Genomic DNA, 16,909 nt, shown 5'->3' with positions numbered 1-16,909 from the left:
ATCAGCAGACCGTGCCGTCGGGTCGCCGCAGCAGGGGGCGGTCGACCGTCCAGAGCACCTCCGCGATGTCGGTGCCGCGGTTGTGGATGGCGTGCGGAATACGGGACTTGAAGTGGATCGAGTCGCCCGCGGCGAGCACGGCGGTCTCGTCCGGCAGCAGGAACGTCAGCTCACCGCGCAGCACGTAGCAGAACTCCTCGCCGTCGTGCTGGGTGACCGGTGACGGCTCCGCGGTCGGGTGCACCGTGGTGGCCAGCGCTTCGATCCGCTGGTCCGGCAGGTCCGCGGTCAGCACGCGGTGCTCACGCTCGCCCATCGCCACCCGCGTGGCGTGCGGGTCGTCGTGCCGGGCGATCGAGTACTCGTGCCGGCTCCGGCGGCCCGCCGCGCCCAGCAGTTCGACCGCGTCCACCTCCAATGCACCGGCCAGCGCGAAGAGCGAGGTCAGCGAGATCGAGTTGATGCCGCGCTCGACCAGCGAGAGGAAGCCCGGCGACAGTCCGCAGCGTTCCGCCAGGTCCCGCAGCGTCAGACCGCGCTCGGTGCGGATCCGCTTGATCGCGGCCCCCACCAGCCGGGTCGGACCATCGGCGGCCGGTTCGGCCGGCTGAGCGCTGTCGACCACGGTTCCTGCCCTTCCATCGGGTACGGAGATTTAGCCATATCAAACAGAGGCCGTCAATACTGAACACGAGCCCGGCTCGCCCGGGCTCATCCGCGAGGGCCCGAAAAAACTTCGGACGGCGATGTCGAGAACCGATGACCGGCTCCGTCCCCGGGGTGAACGCGACGACAATGGGTCGCACCAGCACCGAGGAGAACCACCATGGCGAAGTACCTGCTGCTCAAGCACTACCGAGGCGCTCCGGCCGCGGTCAACGACGTGCCGATGGACCAGTGGGCGCCGGAGGAGATCTCGGCCCACATGCAGTACATGAACGACTTCGCGGCCCGGCTCGAGAAGACCGGCGAGTTCGTCGACGGTCAGGCGCTCGCCCCCGAGGGGGCCTGGGTCCGGTACGACGGTGAGGGCCGCCCGCCCGTCACCGACGGCCCGTTCGCCGAGACCAAGGACCTCATCGCCGGCTGGATGGTGATCGACGTCGACAGCTACGAGCGGGCCATCGAGCTGGCCGGGGAACTGTCCGCCGCCCCCGGGGCGGGCGGAAAGCCGATCCACGAGTGGCTCGAGGTGCGCCCGTTCCTGACCGCGCAGCCCACCATCACGGAGTGTCCTCACCGATGAACGAGGCCCTGCTCCGGAGCCTCACGCCGAGCGTGCTCGGGATCCTCGTCCGCCGCGGAGCCGACTTCGCGGCGGCCGAGGACGCCGTGCAGGACGCCCTGGTCGAGGCCGTCCGCGTCTGGCCGGCCGATCCGCCGAGGGACCCGAAGGGCTGGCTGGTCACCGTTTCCTGGCGCCGCTTCCTCGACGCGACCCGCGCGGACGCCGCCCGCCGTCGGCGTGAGGACCTCGTCGACGAGGAGCCGGCAACCGGGCCCGCGCCCGCGGTGGACGACACGCTCCAGCTCTACTTCCTGTGCGCCCACCCGTCGCTGACTCCGTCGTCGGCGGTCGCGCTCACGCTGCGCGCCGTCGGCGGGCTGACCACCCGGCAGATCGCCCAGGCCTACCTGGTGCCCGAGGCGACCATGGCGCAGCGCATCAGCCGCGCCAAGCGCACCGTCTCCGGCGTACGGTTCGACCAGCCCGGCGACGTCGCCACCGTGCTCCGTGTCCTCTACCTGGTCTTCAACGAGGGCTACTCCGGCGACGTCGACCTCGCCGCCGAGGCCATCCGCCTCACCCGGCAGCTCGCGACCGTGATCGACCATCCCGAGGTGGCGGGGCTGCTCGCCCTCATGCTGATCCACCACGCCCGGCGCGCCGGCCGCACCGCACCCGACGGCAGCCTGGTACCGCTCGCCGAGCAGGACCGCGGCCGGTGGGACACCGAGTCCATCGCCGAGGGCATCGGGATCCTGCAGACGGCCCTCGCCCGCGACCGGCTGGGCGAGTTCCAGGCCCAGGCCGCCATTGCCGCACTCCACGCCGACGCACCCACCACCGAGGAGACCGACTGGGTCCAGATCGTCGAGTGGTACGACGAGCTCACGCGCCTGACCGACAACCCTGTCGTCCGGCTCAACCGCGCCGTCGCCGTCGGCGAGGCCGACGGACCGCGCGCCGGCCTGGCGGCACTCGCGGCACTGGACGACTCACTGCCCCGCCACGCCGCGGTCGCGGCGTACCTGCACGAACGGGACGGTGACCTGGCGACAGCGGCCCGGCTGTACGCCGAGGCGGCCCACAAGGCCCCCAACCTCGCAGAACGCGACCACCTGACACGCCAGGCAGCCCGGCTCAACACGCACCGGTGAACAATCGCCGCACGCAGTGCCGGTAGTCGACCTGTGGGTCAGCCCGTCCGGGGCGGGCACCGGGGGATGTGTCACCATCGCTGGGTGAGTACCACGCCGGCCTCGACGTCCGAGGCCCAGCTCTCGCAGTTGCGGCGGCTCCGCCTGGCCAAGGACGCCATGGACCGCGATTGGGCCGAACCCATCGACCTGGACGCGCTCGCCGCGCGCGCCGGATACTCGCGCTACCACTTCGTCCGGGTCTTCCGGGATGTGTACGGGCAGACACCGGGGCAGTATCTGAGCCGCCGCCGCATCGAGCGCGCGGAGGACCTGCTGCGCACCGCCGACCTGTCGGTCACCGAGATCTGCACACTGGTGGGCTTCGCCAGCCTGGGATCCTTCTCGTCGAGTTTCAAGAAGCACACCGGCCTCACCCCGAGTGAGTACCGTGCCCGGCATGTCGGGCAGGGAGCGGCACTGATTCCCGGGTGTTACGCGCTGCTCTGGCACGGAAGCTTCAAGGGACTGCTGAAGCGCGGCACCGAAGAGCGCAACTTTGGAGAAGCCCCGTGAGGCGGCGGTAACTACGGTGGTTGCAGCGCGTGGGCGAGTGGCGCCCCGCCGAGCACACGGAGTCAACCATGATCAAGGGCTTGTCCATCGCCAACGTCTGGGTCCTCGACCACGACCGGGCCAGAGCGTTCTACACCCAGAAGCTGGGGCTCGAGGTCCGTGTCGACATGACGATGGGCGAGGCCGGGATGCGCTGGCTCACCGTCGGCGCCAAAGACCAGCCGGATCTCGAACTCACGCTGATGGTCCCGGGCCCGCCCGCGCTCGACCCCGAGTCCGCCGAGGAACTGAAGAAGCTGATCGCCAAAGGCGTACTGGGCGCGGGCGTATTCGCCACCGACGACATCCATGCCGACTACCAGGCGATGAAGGCACGCGGAGTGGAGTTCCTGCAGGAACCGCAGGAACGGCCGTACGGCACCGAGGCCATCTTCCGTGATGACTCCGGCAACTGGTTCTCCTTCACCCAGCGCCGCGCGCAGCTCGATCTCGACAAGGATTGGAGCTGCTGACACGTGAGCCGTAGACCGTGATCTTCATGTCCGTATTTCGGCGTGCCGCTGGTCTGGGGCTCTCCCCGGTGCGAACCGGTCGGAAGGAGGCCGGGGTGGCGGCTGGCGGCCGGGCGTCAGCGCTTGGTGCGCCACAGCCAGCCCGCGGCGAGCGCGGGCAGGAGGATCTCCGCCCCGGCTGCGATCCGCTGCGGGGTCAGGCCGGCCGGGTCGACGTAGTACATGAACACATCCAGCGCGGCCGTCAGCACGACCGCGACGAATGTTGCGAGTGACTTGTCGCGCACCGTCCAGTAGGGCGAGATCCAGAGCAGCACCAGCGCGGCCAGCCGTACCGCCACGCTCAGCGGCAGCCACAGGACGGCCAGCAGCCCGACCATCGCCAGCAGCAGTACCGGAAACCAGCGGGGGCACACCGCGCCGCTGCGGCCTGCCGGAATCCCCGGCCCCGGGGTGGGCGCCGGCCCCCGCGTTGTCGAAGGTCCTCATTTCGACTCTCTCGTTGAAGTGCCTGTGTACAGCGCCACGGCGGCACGACGAACGTTCGTAGCAACGGCGAGGCGGGTCCGAGGGCGCTCTCCGCCGACCGGAACGGACGTGCTCCGTCCGCCGCGGCCGCGCGTGCATGGCGCCTTCGTGATCATCATGCCGGTCGATCCGGCGGAGTTACCGGACAGTTCCTGCAGATCTTGCGAAGGTCCGGCGAAAGCCTCACATGCCAATGCGGCAGGGACGGGCTTCCCGCGCCTCTCCACATGAACGCGAGTTGCTCCAGTACCTGGTCGAAGAGCTCAGGCGCTTCGGGCTCTACGATCCGCCGGTAGGGTCGGGTCGTTCTCGGGACCGGAGGTAGTCGTGGGCATTGAATGGGTTCGGCTCAAGCTCGATCTGGACGCGTTCGACGATGCTCGATTCGAGCCGTACCTTCGTAGCTGCCGGCAGGCCGGGCTCGAGTTCACGACCATGGCTGATGTCGGCGACACTGCCGAGCATCGGCGCGCACTCTACGAGTTGAACAGGACGTGCTCCGCCGACATCCCGGGGCGGGGGGAGTTCTACTCGTTCGACGAGTACCTCGCTCAGCGCATCGAAGTCCCCACCTACGACCCCCGAGGGGTCGTCCTCGCCCTGGACGGCGGGTCGTGGATCGGCATGGCGGCGACGTCGATCCGTCCCGAGGGGCACGCTTTCAGCGAGATGACCGGGGTACTGGCAGGCCATCGCGGAAGGGGGATCTCGCTGGCCATGAAGCTCCTCGCCATCCGGTACGCGCGTTCTGCGGGCGTGCGCTGGCTGCGGACCCTCCACCATCCCGGCAACGCCTCGGCGATCGGCATGAACCGGCGGCTTGGATTCGTCGACGACGCGCCGCCGACCGCAGTGGCGTGACGGGTCCTGGCCCTGGGCTCCACGCCCGCGACCGGCTGGCTGACAGGTTCGGGCCTGCGCCTGGCGGACGGGGTGGAGTGCGACGCCCGGTGCCAGGCGGCAATGGGCGTCTACGCCGCCGGCGACGTCGCCTCCTGGCACAACCCGCACTTCGGCACCCGGATGAGGCTGGAGCACCGGATGAACGCCACCGAACAGGCCATCGTCGCGGCCGGCAACCTGCTCGGCGACGCCGTTCCGTTTGCCCCTGTGCCCTACTTCTGGACGGACCAGTACGACATCAAAATCCAGGCGTACGGCATCTTCCCGCCCGACGCGGACCTGCGGATCGTCCAGGGCGACCCATCGGACGGCCACTTCGCCGCCGCTTACGGCCGCCACGGCAGGGTGGTCGGTGCACTCGGCTGGAACATCCCGCGCCAGATGCGCACACTGCGCCGCCTGGTGCTCGAACGCACGCCGTGGACGGCCGTTACGGCCACACCCGCGCTCCGCCCGGCCACCGTGAACTGACCTCATCAGGTCGTCGCAGACGGCAAGGGGAGGCCGTACGAAGGCGACCTACGGCACTACGACGGTCAGCGACGTGCTAGTCAGTTCGAAACCGAGCTTCTCGTACACGCGGCGTGCCGGATTCGCGTCGCTCACGGCGAGGGCGACTTCGGTCAACCCGTCGGCCGCCGCATCGCTGAGCACTCTGCGGAGCAGGTCGGCGCCAAGTCCCGCGTAGCGTTCCCCTGGTTGGCGAAACACGTCGGCGATCCAGGGCAGGCCGTTGCGGTCGGTGACGATCGCCCCGGCGACGACGTGGTCCGTCTCGTCCACTACCAAGGCACTGCACGGAAGCACGGGACCGAGGACGGAGCCCGCCAGGAGAGGTGCCAGACGCTCGTTCAGTGCTTCTTCGTCGCTGCCCTGGTGATGGTCAGGGTGCCCGGCGGCAAATGCGGCTCGCCATGCCGGGAAGACCGCGTCGGCATCGCGGTCGCATGGAACCACGCGAAGTCCGTCTCCGAGGCGCGACGACCAGTCGGCCGGCGGTGGAGACGCGATCAGGTCCATTCGCATCTCATGAGCGTGCCGCATCACGCGGGCGCCGCGGCGCAGCAGTTGCTCGCCGAGCTCCACCGACCCCGACACCGCCCATCCGGACATGTCGGAGACGATGGTGTCCACGGGGTCGGGGCCGACCACTTCGGCCAGGTCTGCCCATGGGTGCCCCTCGCGAACACCGCGCAGGTAGGTCAGGACCGGCACACCGTGTGCGTTCGTCAGGGTCTGGCGCTGTTCGTCGTTCTCAGTCACTCTTCGTCCTCGGTGGATCTCGTGCGATCGGCGCTGACATCCTGCTGTTTCGCGTTCGGCACGGCAACAGAATTAAGGTCCACCTCGGCAGTCCTGCTGAACTTCCGGGCTGCGAATGTCCGCTACGCCCGTATTGCCCCTATGTTGCTTTCGTCTACGTCACATGTCCCGGTCCGGTCGCGACGGTCACCAAGGGCGGATGAGGTCATCCGCGTCCTCCGCGGCGAGGTGTGGACTTCTGGTGTTGCAGCAGGTCCTGAGCCAGGCCTGCACGGAACGCGCCGCGTGTACACGCGAAGAAGGCAGGGCCGCGCAGCCCCTTCATGTTCACTTTGCCGCACCAGCCAACGGAGTATCTGATGACGTCCGCGAGAACCGCGCAGGAACCCGCTTCCCGAACCGCCGGCAGCTTGTTCGCCCGCCCGGCGAAAGCGGCGTTGGCGGACGCGCTGCGCAACGCCTCGTACGAGATCCTGCCGTTCAAAAGCGCGGAGGAGAAGGTGCTGGCCCATGTCCCGAAGGATGTGGCGCTCACGGTGACGACGACCGAGGCCAAGGGCCTGGGTCCCACGATCGATCTGGCCGTTCGGCTCAGCGAGCACGGCTACAGCGCCGCCCCGCACATAGCGGCGCGGTTGGTGCGCGATGAGGCACACCTCACCGACGTCGTGTCGCGACTGTGGGACTCCGGCGTCGATCGGCTCTTCGTCATCGCCGGGGACGCCCCCGAACCGGCGGGTGCTTTCCCGGACGCACTGAGTCTGCTCGAGGGCCTTCAGGCAGTGGGACAGACTTTCGCGTCCATCGGGATCGGTGGTTACCCCGAGGGGCACGGCACGATCAGCGACGAGCTGATCGAGAAGGCCCTTCAGGTCAAGGCGCCTTACGCGAGCCATGTCATCACGCAGTTGTGCTTCGATGCCGAGACCACGATCCGTTGGGCGCGCACAGTGCAGGCAGCGGGGGTCGAGTTGCCCGTCCGGGTCGGCATTCCCGGCGCGATCAGCCGCCAGAAGCTGATCCGTGTCTCGGCCGGGCTCGGCTTGGGCCAGTCGGCCCGCTTCCTGAAGAAGCAGCAGAACATGCTCTGGCGCTTCTTCCTGCCCGGGGGCTACAGCCCGAACAAGTTGATCGAGCGGCTCACACCCGCATTCGGCATGTCCGGCCACCGCTTGCAGGGCTTCCACATGTTCACGTTCAACGACCTCGACAGCACCGAGGCCTGGCGTCAGGCCTGGCTGGCCCGTCTGTCCTGACTCATGTCGTACATGGCCCCGGAAACGGCACACGGAGCCTGGCACTGTGCACGGCGCCCGCGGCCACGAGGCCGAGACTCGCACCCTGGCCCGCGTCGTTCGCCGGCGACTGACAGAGAGTGGGGGTCGACGTCGTAGCGCCCCCAGGGAGGGCGCTACGTCGACCGGATCCGCGTGACTCGAGTCCACGGTCGAAATGTCGAGGGGCGTTCACTTGCCTGCCCGCTTGATCGCGTATTGATAACGGGTCTAGTCCAACGCGCGGGGTTGATGTCCCGTGTCCCGCGCGGCAGCCGAAAGGAAAGACCGTGGAACGCAGATCCCTGCTGGGCGCGACCGCAGGAGCCCTGGTGCTCGGAGGTCTCGCCCAGGTGCCCGCCGAGGCCGCGTCGGCCGCCGACGGCAACGGCGGCGATGGCGGGCTTGTCACCACGTTCAACGTCATCAGCGACATTCAGGGCGACCTCGGCGACTTCGCCGGGGCGCTGAAGGACATCAAGGCCACCAACCCGCACTCCTCGGGCATGGCCGTCGCCGGGGACATCACCCCGCGCGGCTACGACTTCGAATACGCCGAAGTGCAGAAGGTCCTGGACCAGGGCCCCAAGCCGCGTGAGGTCGCCTGGGCCATCGGCAACCACGAGTTCTACGTCCCCAAGTGGGCCGACCCGGACACCCTCGCCCAGAGCACCTGGCCCAACGGCACCACCGAGGAATCCCTCTTCCGCAGCTTCTACAACTTCGCCAAGCGGTCCACGATCTATGCCGAGACGACGTTCGGCGGCATCCCGATCCTGACCATCGGCACCGAGCGCTACATGAAGTACCACGACAACTCCCTGTGGGACGAGGTGTGGATCAGTGAGGCGCAGTTCCAGTGGCTCGAGGACCGCCTGCAGTACTGGTCGCGGCGCCGCAAGCCGGTCATGGTGATCACCCACCACCCGCTGCCCAACACCGTCTCCGGTACCCGCAGCAAGATCTACATGAGCGACTACCTCCAGCCTGACCGCCTGCTCGGTCTCCTCGGCCGTTACCGCGACGTGTTCCTCTTCAGCGGCCACACCCACTGGGACCTGACCCTGTCCGACTGGTACGTGCGCCGGGTGGTGCCGGGCACCGCCAACCTCGACGGCTTCTCGGTGATCAACACCGGTGCGGTGCAGACCGGTTTCGCCGACAACGGCCAGGGCGGCGAGGTCACGGTCCCCGGTCACTTCAACCAGGGACTCCAGGTGGACGTGTACCGCGACCGCATCGTCATCAAGGCACGTGACTTCGCGACCGGCACCTGGATGAAGCAGATCTCCGTCCCGCTCGCCACACGGATCTGACCCCGGACCGGGTAGCGCCGCCAGGGCCCGGCGACGTTACCCGGCCGCGGTCCGTGCGTGCTCACTTCACGGGCGCCTGCTCATGGGAAAGCGCCTTGCCCGGCATTGCTTCGGGCTTCTGACGGATCCGGCGAGGTCGTGGCCCTCGGGCTTCGCGCTGCCGTGTCCACTGCAACTCCTGTGGATGGGTGGCGAGCGCTTCCATGGTGACGTCCATCCACTTCCATATGAGCAGCGAAGTCAGGGCGTCGTGCAGCGCGGCCGGGTTCTCGGCTTCGTACAGGCCGACCGTGGCGTTGCGGCCCGGTACGCACCACGGCCGCGACCGCCGGGGTGCTGGGCTGGAGCGTGTCTCTCGGACATCGCGTGGTGCGGCCGCGTGGAACCTGGCCGTATGAACTTGGCAACGAGGCGACTGGTCCATGACAATTTGCAGATGATCGATCGAGTCAGCCTGGCTGTATCGGCTCTGGGCGTTCTGGTCTGCCTCATGCTCGTCATCGGTGCGTTGCAGGCGTATCTGGCCGGGGATCAGCCTGCATGGTTGGTCGCGTTGGCGTGCCTGCTGCAAGTCACCACGGTCTGGAGCGCAGCCGGCAGCCGAGTGATCTGCGACTTATGGGCGATCGATGTCAAAGACCTTGTGTAGGCGGTTGATGTGTTCATAGCATCCTCTCAACTTTCGCTGAGAGAGGGACAAAGATGAACTCCGCTCAAGGAAAGTCACACGGTCGCCGTCAATTCCTCCGTGGAGCAGCGGTCTCCGCCGCCGTACTGGCCGTCGGATCGCAGACCTGGTCGGCGCAGGCGGCCCCGTCCCCCGGAGCGGGCAGACGAGTTCCGGCAGGCCGCATCGGTCTCCAGCTCTACTCGGTGCGCGACATGCTCGCCGTCGATCCCGAGGGCACCCTCGAGATGATCGCGGACGCGGGCTACGCCGAGATCGAGCCCGCCTACACCTACGGCGGGCGCACCGCCGAGCAGTTCCGCAGGATCGCCGATGCGAACGGGCTGCGGGTGATCGGCAGTCACCACAACCCCGGCGACTTCCGGGGCGCCCGCGCGCAGCAGACCTTCGACAACGCGCTGGCGCTCGGACAGGAGTACGTCGGCGTCTCCTACATGGACGGCGCCCAGACCGCCCAGGGCTACCGTGCGATGGCGCGGGAGATGAACCAGTGGGGCGAGGCCGCCCGGGCCCGGGGACTGCGCTGGTATGCCCACCTGCACGACAACGAGTTCCACGCGGATCGGCAGACCGGGCAGACTCTCTTCGACGTGTGGCTGGAGGAGACCGACCCGGATCTGGTCTGGTTCGAGATGGACCTCTACTGGATCCTGCGGGCAGGTGCGGACCCGGCCCCCTACCTCAGGTCGTACGAGAAGCGGTTCCCGATGCTGCACGTCAAGGACGGCGCACCGTGGAACAACATCGAGACCGACCTGGGAGAGGGCGAGATCGACTTCGCGGGGATCTTCGCCAACCTGCGGCAACTGCCCCATCACCACTACATCATCGAGAGGGACCAGCAGCCCCACCCGGTCCGCACCGCCCACGTGTCCTACGACTACTTCCGCACGATCCGCGTAGGCCCTCCGGGCAACGGCCACGGCCCCGGCGGAGTCGCTGAGAGGTCCTGACCGACCACTTCGGAATGAGCTGTCAGGGCCGAGGCAGCGGTGAGCGCGCGACGCGAAACCCCACATCGTCGATACGGAAGGTCGGGTGACTGCGCCGCCGCACCGAGGCCCGGCAGCTCCAGTGCTCGTCGGACCATCCACCGCCACGAAGTACTCGATAGGTGCCGTACACCTCGGCGTCGTAGACGTCCCAGCACCAGTCCCACACATTGCCCAGCATGTCGTACAGGCCCCATGCGTTGGGCTGCTTGCCGCCGACAGGGTGGATCCGCCCATCCGAGTTGCCCTGATACCAGGCGACCTCGTCGAGTCGGCCGTACCGAGGGCCGGTGGTACCCGTACGGCAGGCGTGTTCCCACTCTGCCTCGGTCGGCAGCCGGTAACCGTCGGCAGAGGCGTCCCATTCGGCCGTCTCGTCGCCGGCACGGAGGTGATACGCGGGCGTCAGACCGCCGTGCTGGGACAACGCGTTGCAGAACCGGACCGCGTCCCACCACGAAACACCCTCAACGGGCAGCCGGTCACCTCGGGCGGTGCTCGGCCACTGACCGGTGACCTGTGCGTACCACGACTGAGTGACCGGGAACGCCGTCATCTGGAACGGCGCGACGTCGACCGGCCAACTGCGCTGCGTCCGCCGATCCGACAGTGTCACTCGTCCCGGCGGGATCGTAACCATCCCGACTCCCAACCCCGTGTCCACAACGGATCACCCTACCGGCACCCTCCACCGCCCCGTCGATTGGCAGTCAGTGGCAGTGACCGGGCCAGTGCGGATCCGCCGCGCCGGCTGCCGGTGATGCCGAGCAGTCGGAGGAGATCATGCGTCTGCATCTGAACGAGGTGGCCCGTACGCTCGTGCGTGGCTTCGATGGCGTCCAGGCCGGCCAGGAACAATCAGCGTCACGGAGCGGTGTACGCCTCGCATGGGCTGCTTCTGCGTCGGCTCGGCGAACCACCGCTCCACCGGGTGCAGCCGGAGCCTGCCCGTCGCACCGGCTCGTCAGCCGACCACCTCCTTCACCAGAGGGTGGAGTAGAGCGAAGGAGCGTGCGTCTGCGGGCGTGTCCGAGACCCTCGACGGCCTGCCTTTCCCGCATGGGCATGGCCTGCGTCATGAGCTTCGCCGGAGCGGCCCTGCCCATCGCCGCAGGTGCTCTCGTTTTGAGGCGGTCATGGATCGTCGTGGTGATGGCCATCCTCGTACTTGCCGGGCTCGGAGCGGCCCTCGGCCGCACCGTTGCCGGACGGCCCGTTCGCTGGGCGGTGACGATGGGAACGGGCGGCGTCGTTTGAATGACCTTGTCACCATGGGCCATGCGGGACTTGCGCATCGTGTACACGTACATCCCCAGATGCCTCCGCAGCCGGGCCGCAGGGCGGTTGGTGTTCCCAGAGGTCATCAGCACGGGACGTGCGGTCAAGGGCGAGTCTCAGCGTCCCTCTCCTTCATGGTGTGCCGGAACACCGCCTACCGTCAGATGCCGGCCGTGGCCGATCGCGTCCTGCCCGTCGGTTGCCGTACGGGCTGCTCATTCGGGAGTACTTGGCGCAGCGCGCGGCCGGTGTGGCTGTGCCCCACGGTGACCACGTGTTCGGGGGTGCCCTCGGTGACGACCCGCCCGCCGGCCATGCCCCCTTCGGGACCGAGGTCGATGACCCAGTCCGCGGTCTTGATCACGTCCAGGTTGTGTTCGATGACGATCGCCGTGTTGCCCTTGTCGACCAGGTGGCCGAGCACGTCGAGGAGCTTGGCGATGTCGTGGACATGCAGGCCGGTGGTCGGTTCGTCGAGGATGTACAGCGTGTGGCCGGTGAACCGCTTGTGCAGTTCGGCGGCGAGCTTGACGCGCTGGGCCTCGCCGCCCGACAGGGTCGGAGCGGGCTGGCCGAGGCGTACGTAGCCGAGGCCCACGTCGACCAGGGTGCGCAGGTGCCGGTGGATCGAGGTGCTGGGGTGGAAGAACTCGGCGGCCTGCTCGATCGGCATGTCCAGCACTTCGGCGACGTTCCTGCCCTTGTAGCGCACCTCGAGGGTTTCGCCGTTGTAGCGGGTGCCGTGACAGACCTCGCAGGGGACGTACACGTCGGGCAGGAAGTTCATCTCGATGCGGAGGGTGCCCTCACCCGCGCACGCCTCGCAGCGGCCGCCCTTGACGTTGAAGGAGAACCGTCCGGCCTGCCAGCCGCGGACCTTCGCCTCGGTGGTGGCGGCGAACAGCTTGCGGATGGGGTCCCACACACCGGTGTAGGTGGCTGGGTTGGAGCGTGGGGTCCGGCCGATCGGTGACTGGTCGACGTGGACGACGGCGTCCACCAGATCGGCGCCGAGCAGCCTGCGGTGATGCCCCGGTACGGTGCGGCTGCCGTGCAGGTGACGGGCGAGGGCCGGGTGGAGGATGTCGTTCACGAGCGTGGACTTGCCGGAGCCGGACACACCGGTGACCGCGATCAGGCAGCCGAGCGGGAAGGAGACGTCTATGCCGCACAGGTTGTGCTCCCGGGCGCCGACCACTGTCAACTGCCGATCGGGCGAGACCGGGCGGCGTACCGGGGGGACGCGGATCTGCCTGTGCCCGGACAGGTAGGCCCCGGTCAGTGACCGTTCGTCCGCCAGGAGTTGGGGGAGCGGGCCGCTGTGGACGACGCGGCCGCCGTGCTCGCCGGCACCGGGGCCGAGGTCGACGATCCAGTCGGCGGCCCGGATCGTGTCCTCGTCGTGCTCGACGACGATCAACGTGTTGTCCAGGTCGCGCAGTCTCAGCAGGGTGTCCAGCAGGCGCTGGTGGTCGCGTGCATGGAGCCCGATGGTCGGCTCGTCCAGCACGTACAGCATCCCGGTCAGGCCGGAGCCGATCTGTGTGGCCAGCCGGGTGCGCTGCGCCTCCCCGCCTGACAGGGTGGCCGCGGCCCGGTCCAGTGCCAGGTAGTCCAGACCGACGGAGAGCAGGAAGCCCAATCGCGCCTGAAGCTCCTTCAGGACCCGGCCGACGATCCGGCGCCGGCGACGGTCCAGCACGAGTCCGGCCAGGAAGTCCGCGCATTCCCGTACGGACAGGGCCGCCACCTGGGCGATGGACCGCTCGCCCAGTTCGCGGTGTTCGAGCGTGACGGCGAGGATCTCCGGCTTGAGCCGTGCACCCTGGCAGACGGGGCAGGGGACCTCCCGCAGGTAGCCCTCGTACCGTTGGCGGCCGTAGGCCGAGTCCGAGTCGGCCTCGGCGATGCGGCGCTCCAGGAACGGGATCACACCTTCGTACCGCGTCCAGTAGCTGCGCTCCCGGCCGAACCGGTTGTGGTAGCTGATGTGGACCGGCTCGTCCGTGCCGTACAGCACCACCGTGCGCTGGCCGGCCGACAGCCTTCGCCATGGCGTGTCCAGCGGCAGGTCGCAGGCGATGGCGACGGACTCCAGCAGCCGTCGGAAGTATTCGGTCTGCCGGCCCGCCCACGGCGCGATCGCTCCGTCGGCCAGGGACAGCATGTCATCCGGCACTACCAGGTCGTGGTCGACCTCGGTACGTACGCCCAGGCCGGTGCAGCGCGGGCAGGCCCCGTAGGGCGAGTTGAACGAGAACGTCCGCGGCTCCAGCTCCGTCACCGTCAGCGGATGGTTGTGCGGACAGGCCAGATACTCGCTGAAGATCCGTTCCCGGCTCGCTGATACCTCCGGCTCATCGAGGAACTCGACGATCACCTGTCCCTCGGCCAACCGCAGGGCGGTTGCCACCGAATCGGTGAGGCGGCGTGCGACATCCGGCTTGACGGCCAGCCGGTCGACCACGCACTCGACGCGGTGCCGGCGCTGCTTCGTCAGGGTCGGCGTCTCGGTGAGCCGGTGCACCACGCCATCGACCCGCACCCGCGAGAAGCCCTGGCCGCGCAGGCTGGTGAACAGTTCGTTGTACTCGCCCTTGCGGCCCCGCACCAAAGGGGCGAGGACCTGGAAGCGGGTGCCAACGGGCAGGGCGAGGACCTGGTCGACGATCTGCTGCGGGGTCTGCCGGTCGACGCGCGCGCCGCAGGCGGGGCAGTGCGGGACGCCCGCACGGGCGTACAACAACCGCAGGTGGTCGTAAACCTCGGTGATGGTACCCACCGTGGAGCGCGGGTTGCGGGTGGTGGTCTTCTGGTCGATCGACACCGCCGGGGACAGGCCTTCGATGAAGTCCACGTCCGGCGGGTCGAGTTGGCCGAGGAACTGGCGTGCGTACGCGGACAGGGACTCGACGTAGCGCCGCTGCCCCTCCGCGAAGATCGTGTCGAAGGCCAGGCTGGACTTGCCGGAGCCGGACAGACCGGTGAAGACGATCAGGCTGTCGCGGGGCAGGTCGAGGTCGATGTCGCGCAGGTTGTGCTCCCGCGCCCCGTGCACCACCAGCCGGTCGGGCATTTCCGCCTCCTCATGCCGATCGCCTCGCCCCCGTGGGTAACCAGGGAGACGCCGCGCACGGCGTGGACCTCACGGACGTCGGTGCGGCGCCTGCCGGCCAGAAGCCCGAGCAGGGCGACCGGGGCGCCCCTGGCGGTTGGCTGAGGCAGGTCGGAGCGGCAGACGATGTGCGGGCCGTTGATCACAACGACGGGTCCGTCTGGAAGCTCGGCGGGCGACGAAGCGCCCCTGGTTCGGGTGGTGGGTGCGGTCATTCCGCGTCTCCCTACCGGTCGGCAGGGACCGTCGACGCTGACGTGCGCCGCGATTGGCGGTGGGCCTCTCCACCGTCCGTCTCCTGTTCACGGTACGAGCGGTCTTCGCAGACTTCCAGTAGATGGCCGGCACGGCCCTGCGCCCGGACCGCCGATGCCATGTGCTGGATCGCCAGCGGTCGGCCTGGTCCGGTGGAGGGCAGGAGCCATCGGTGCGGCGGGGGCGGATCGACCACGAGTTCCGTGAGAACGGCTTCGAGGCAGGACCTCGCCGGGAGCGGGGGCAGGATGAGGTCGTTCAGCCTCGTGCCGTGCCCTTCACACCTGGAAGCCGGGTGGGTCAGACGTGCCCGAAGAACATGCTGCCGGGTGCGTCCGGGTCGTTCGAGAGGAAACGCTCACGCACCGCGCGGATGAATTCGTAGCGCGAGATCGCGCCGTCCCCGTCGGTGTCCAGCTTGGCGAAGCTGTCCATCGCGTCGGGCGCATCGCTCTTCCACACGTCCCTCAGGAAGCGGGCGAACTCGTCCTTGCTGATCTCGTTGTCGCCGTTGACGTCGAAGATCGCATGGCCGCCGCCCTCGGTCACGTTGAGCCGGCTGGTGTCGATGACCGCGAGACGGTTGGCCGTGACGCATTGGTCCTTTGTGAGCCGGTCCCCCTCCACACCCGCGTGACGCAGCTGCTCAAGCCAGAAGATCTGGAGTGCCCTGGCCCGGCGGTCGTCCTTGTCGAGCCGGTAGGCCTTGGATGTAGCGGTCCGCGAGCTTTCGGTAGTCCGACCAGTCGAGATAGCCGTCGTGGTCATGGACCGAACCCGTTCCGTGATCTTGTCTCGCGGCCTCCTCAGCATGAGGCAGGGCCTCCCTGAGGAACGCCGAACCACGCAGGTGACCACCCGATTTGTTGATCATTCCGGGCGCTGGTCCGGGTGCCGGCACGGTCGTCCTGGGCTTCTCGGAGCCGGTCGGCCGGTTCCCCGTCGGCGGCCCAAGTTGCGGCGGACGGCGCACTTCGGCGGTTCGGGGCTTGCGGACGGTTTTCCGGTCAGCACGGCGGGTGACCCCTGGTTCAAGCTTCCTTAGACGGTCTAAGGACAGTCCCTTTGACTGGACCCAGGCCCGCATCCACCATGGTGGAAGGCGATGAGGCTCGCCTTCGATCGCGGATGTGCGCCGCTGATGGCCTCTACCCGGTACCTGATCCGCATGGACTGGAGGTCGCCATGATGGAGGTCACCGTGCAGGTGGAGGCGACCGTGGGCTCCCGCGTCGCACCGGACCACGAGCCCGAGCCGCAACCCCGGCAGTGGGGCGGCCACCTCGTGCTCGACGGGTTTCCGGTCGGAGAGGGGTTCGTCAGCGACAGCCTGGCCCCGAACGGAGAACCGGCCGATGTACTGGTCCTGATGGAAGAACCGGCACTGCCGGGCACCGTACGGGCCCGGCCGGTCGCCCTGCTCCACGCCAGTGTGGACGGACAGCCCGTCGACGAAGTCGTCTGCGTGACAGCCCGCGACCCGCACTTCGAGAAGATCACGGACCTGCCGGGACTGCAGGCCTGGCACTGCGACGACGCAGCTCTGGAGGCCCTGCTGCGACGGCTGGGACATGGCCACGCCTGGCAGGTCGTCGGCTGTGAGGGAGCAGCCGGCGCCGAGGAGTTCCTGTCGGACGCCCACCACACCTACGAGCGTCTGACCGGCTGCATCGACTGAACTGCCGCTCCGGCATGTTGGAGAAGAGCACCCTGCCCCGGAAGGTGCCGCGAGGTGTTCCCGTCAGTGGGCCGGTGACGAGTCCGCCCCAGGTGAGGTGTCCAAGTCGTCGCAGGGCAGCACGCCGCGTGGGCTCAGGGCGGTCGTATGGACCCGGCCATGGAAATGGCC

Annotated in this window: 17 protein-coding genes; 10 read left to right on the top strand and 7 right to left on the bottom strand. The window is 68.5% G+C overall.

Going from position 1 to position 16,909, the window contains the following annotated elements; all coding sequences use genetic code 11:
- Nucleotide 1: 1 nt before the first annotated feature.
- Nucleotides 2-625: a helix-turn-helix domain-containing protein gene (locus ACIQFZ_RS23175; RefSeq protein WP_402692033.1), complete on the bottom strand. Its 624-nt coding sequence runs from the start codon at nt 623-625 to the stop codon at nt 2-4.
- 201 nt (nt 626-826) lie between these two features.
- On the opposite strand from ACIQFZ_RS23175, the gene ACIQFZ_RS23170 reads away from it, so the two are divergent.
- The 4 genes from ACIQFZ_RS23170 to ACIQFZ_RS23155 all read left to right on the top strand — a co-directional run bounded on the left by ACIQFZ_RS23170 (nt 827) and on the right by ACIQFZ_RS23155 (nt 3,449).
- A complete protein-coding gene (locus ACIQFZ_RS23170; protein ID WP_365431086.1) occupies nt 827-1,246 on the top strand; it encodes a YciI family protein in 420 nt (139 codons plus the stop codon).
- Nucleotides 1,243-2,382, top strand: coding sequence for an RNA polymerase sigma factor (locus tag ACIQFZ_RS23165; RefSeq protein ID WP_383058313.1), 1,140 nt, complete (start codon nt 1,243-1,245; stop codon nt 2,380-2,382). Before ACIQFZ_RS23170 ends, ACIQFZ_RS23165 begins: the two co-directional genes overlap by 4 nt.
- A gap of 159 nt (nt 2,383-2,541) precedes the next feature.
- The gene (locus ACIQFZ_RS23160) at nt 2,542-2,937 is read left to right on the top strand and encodes a helix-turn-helix transcriptional regulator (protein ID WP_365431094.1); all 396 of its coding nucleotides are present in this window, start codon (nt 2,542-2,544) and stop codon (nt 2,935-2,937) included.
- A gap of 68 nt (nt 2,938-3,005) precedes the next feature.
- The gene (locus tag ACIQFZ_RS23155; protein WP_402692032.1) at nt 3,006-3,449 is read left to right on the top strand and encodes a VOC family protein; all 444 of its coding nucleotides are present in this window, start codon (nt 3,006-3,008) and stop codon (nt 3,447-3,449) included.
- A 116-nt stretch (nt 3,450-3,565) separates the two neighbouring features.
- Here ACIQFZ_RS23155 and ACIQFZ_RS23150 read toward each other — a convergent pair whose 3' ends face one another.
- A complete protein-coding gene (locus tag ACIQFZ_RS23150) occupies nt 3,566-3,865 on the bottom strand; it encodes a hypothetical protein (protein WP_402692031.1) in 300 nt (99 codons plus the stop codon).
- A 439-nt stretch (nt 3,866-4,304) separates the two neighbouring features.
- On the opposite strand from ACIQFZ_RS23150, the gene ACIQFZ_RS23145 reads away from it, so the two are divergent.
- Nucleotides 4,305-4,838 (top strand): GNAT family N-acetyltransferase, encoded by a 534-nt coding sequence (locus ACIQFZ_RS23145; protein ID WP_365431078.1) that lies wholly within the window; start codon nt 4,305-4,307, stop codon nt 4,836-4,838.
- 102 nt (nt 4,839-4,940) lie between these two features.
- The gene (locus tag ACIQFZ_RS23140) at nt 4,941-5,351 is read left to right on the top strand and encodes an oxidoreductase C-terminal domain-containing protein (RefSeq protein ID WP_383058280.1); all 411 of its coding nucleotides are present in this window, start codon (nt 4,941-4,943) and stop codon (nt 5,349-5,351) included.
- Nucleotides 5,352-5,399: 48 nt separating this feature from the next.
- Here the strand turns inward: ACIQFZ_RS23140 and ACIQFZ_RS23135 are convergent, their stop codons facing one another.
- Complete coding sequence (locus ACIQFZ_RS23135; RefSeq protein WP_365776001.1) at nt 5,400-6,143, bottom strand: GNAT family N-acetyltransferase; 744 nt, start codon at nt 6,141-6,143, stop codon at nt 5,400-5,402.
- 323 nt (nt 6,144-6,466) lie between these two features.
- Here ACIQFZ_RS23135 and ACIQFZ_RS23130 point away from each other — a divergent pair, with 323 nt between their 5' ends.
- On the top strand, nt 6,467-7,399 hold the full coding sequence (locus ACIQFZ_RS23130) for a methylenetetrahydrofolate reductase (protein ID WP_383058279.1): 933 nt from the start codon (nt 6,467-6,469) through the stop codon (nt 7,397-7,399).
- A gap of 308 nt (nt 7,400-7,707) precedes the next feature.
- The gene (locus tag ACIQFZ_RS23125; RefSeq protein WP_365437129.1) at nt 7,708-8,733 is read left to right on the top strand and encodes a DUF4073 domain-containing protein; all 1,026 of its coding nucleotides are present in this window, start codon (nt 7,708-7,710) and stop codon (nt 8,731-8,733) included.
- 61 nt (nt 8,734-8,794) lie between these two features.
- Here the strand turns inward: ACIQFZ_RS23125 and ACIQFZ_RS23120 are convergent, their stop codons facing one another.
- On the bottom strand, nt 8,795-9,304 hold the full coding sequence (locus ACIQFZ_RS23120) for a muconolactone Delta-isomerase family protein (RefSeq protein WP_402692030.1): 510 nt from the start codon (nt 9,302-9,304) through the stop codon (nt 8,795-8,797).
- A gap of 131 nt (nt 9,305-9,435) precedes the next feature.
- Between ACIQFZ_RS23120 and ACIQFZ_RS23115 the strand changes: the two genes are divergently transcribed.
- Nucleotides 9,436-10,374 carry a sugar phosphate isomerase/epimerase gene (locus ACIQFZ_RS23115; protein WP_365419393.1) on the top strand — a complete coding sequence of 313 codons (939 nt, stop codon included), beginning with the start codon at nt 9,436-9,438 and terminating at the stop codon, nt 10,372-10,374.
- A gap of 22 nt (nt 10,375-10,396) precedes the next feature.
- On the opposite strand, the gene ACIQFZ_RS23110 is transcribed toward ACIQFZ_RS23115, so the two are convergent.
- The 3 genes from ACIQFZ_RS23110 to ACIQFZ_RS23100 all read right to left on the bottom strand — a co-directional run bounded on the left by ACIQFZ_RS23110 (nt 10,397) and on the right by ACIQFZ_RS23100 (nt 15,829).
- A complete protein-coding gene (locus ACIQFZ_RS23110) occupies nt 10,397-11,053 on the bottom strand; it encodes a formylglycine-generating enzyme family protein (protein WP_402692029.1) in 657 nt (218 codons plus the stop codon).
- Nucleotides 11,054-11,851: 798 nt separating this feature from the next.
- A complete protein-coding gene (uvrA, locus tag ACIQFZ_RS23105) occupies nt 11,852-14,767 on the bottom strand; it encodes an excinuclease ABC subunit UvrA (RefSeq protein ID WP_383058276.1) in 2,916 nt (971 codons plus the stop codon).
- A 594-nt stretch (nt 14,768-15,361) separates the two neighbouring features.
- Nucleotides 15,362-15,829 carry an EF-hand domain-containing protein gene (locus tag ACIQFZ_RS23100; protein ID WP_402692028.1) on the bottom strand — a complete coding sequence of 156 codons (468 nt, stop codon included), beginning with the start codon at nt 15,827-15,829 and terminating at the stop codon, nt 15,362-15,364.
- A gap of 417 nt (nt 15,830-16,246) precedes the next feature.
- Here ACIQFZ_RS23100 and ACIQFZ_RS23095 point away from each other — a divergent pair, with 417 nt between their 5' ends.
- On the top strand, nt 16,247-16,738 hold the full coding sequence (locus tag ACIQFZ_RS23095; protein ID WP_365776007.1) for an inorganic diphosphatase: 492 nt from the start codon (nt 16,247-16,249) through the stop codon (nt 16,736-16,738).
- The last annotated feature ends 171 nt before the right edge of the window (nt 16,739-16,909 follow it).

Source organism: Streptomyces sp. NPDC093064 (assembly GCF_044754605.1).
GTDB lineage: Bacteria > Actinomycetota > Actinomycetes > Streptomycetales > Streptomycetaceae > Streptomyces.
This window is presented reverse-complemented; position numbering and strand designations above follow the sequence as displayed.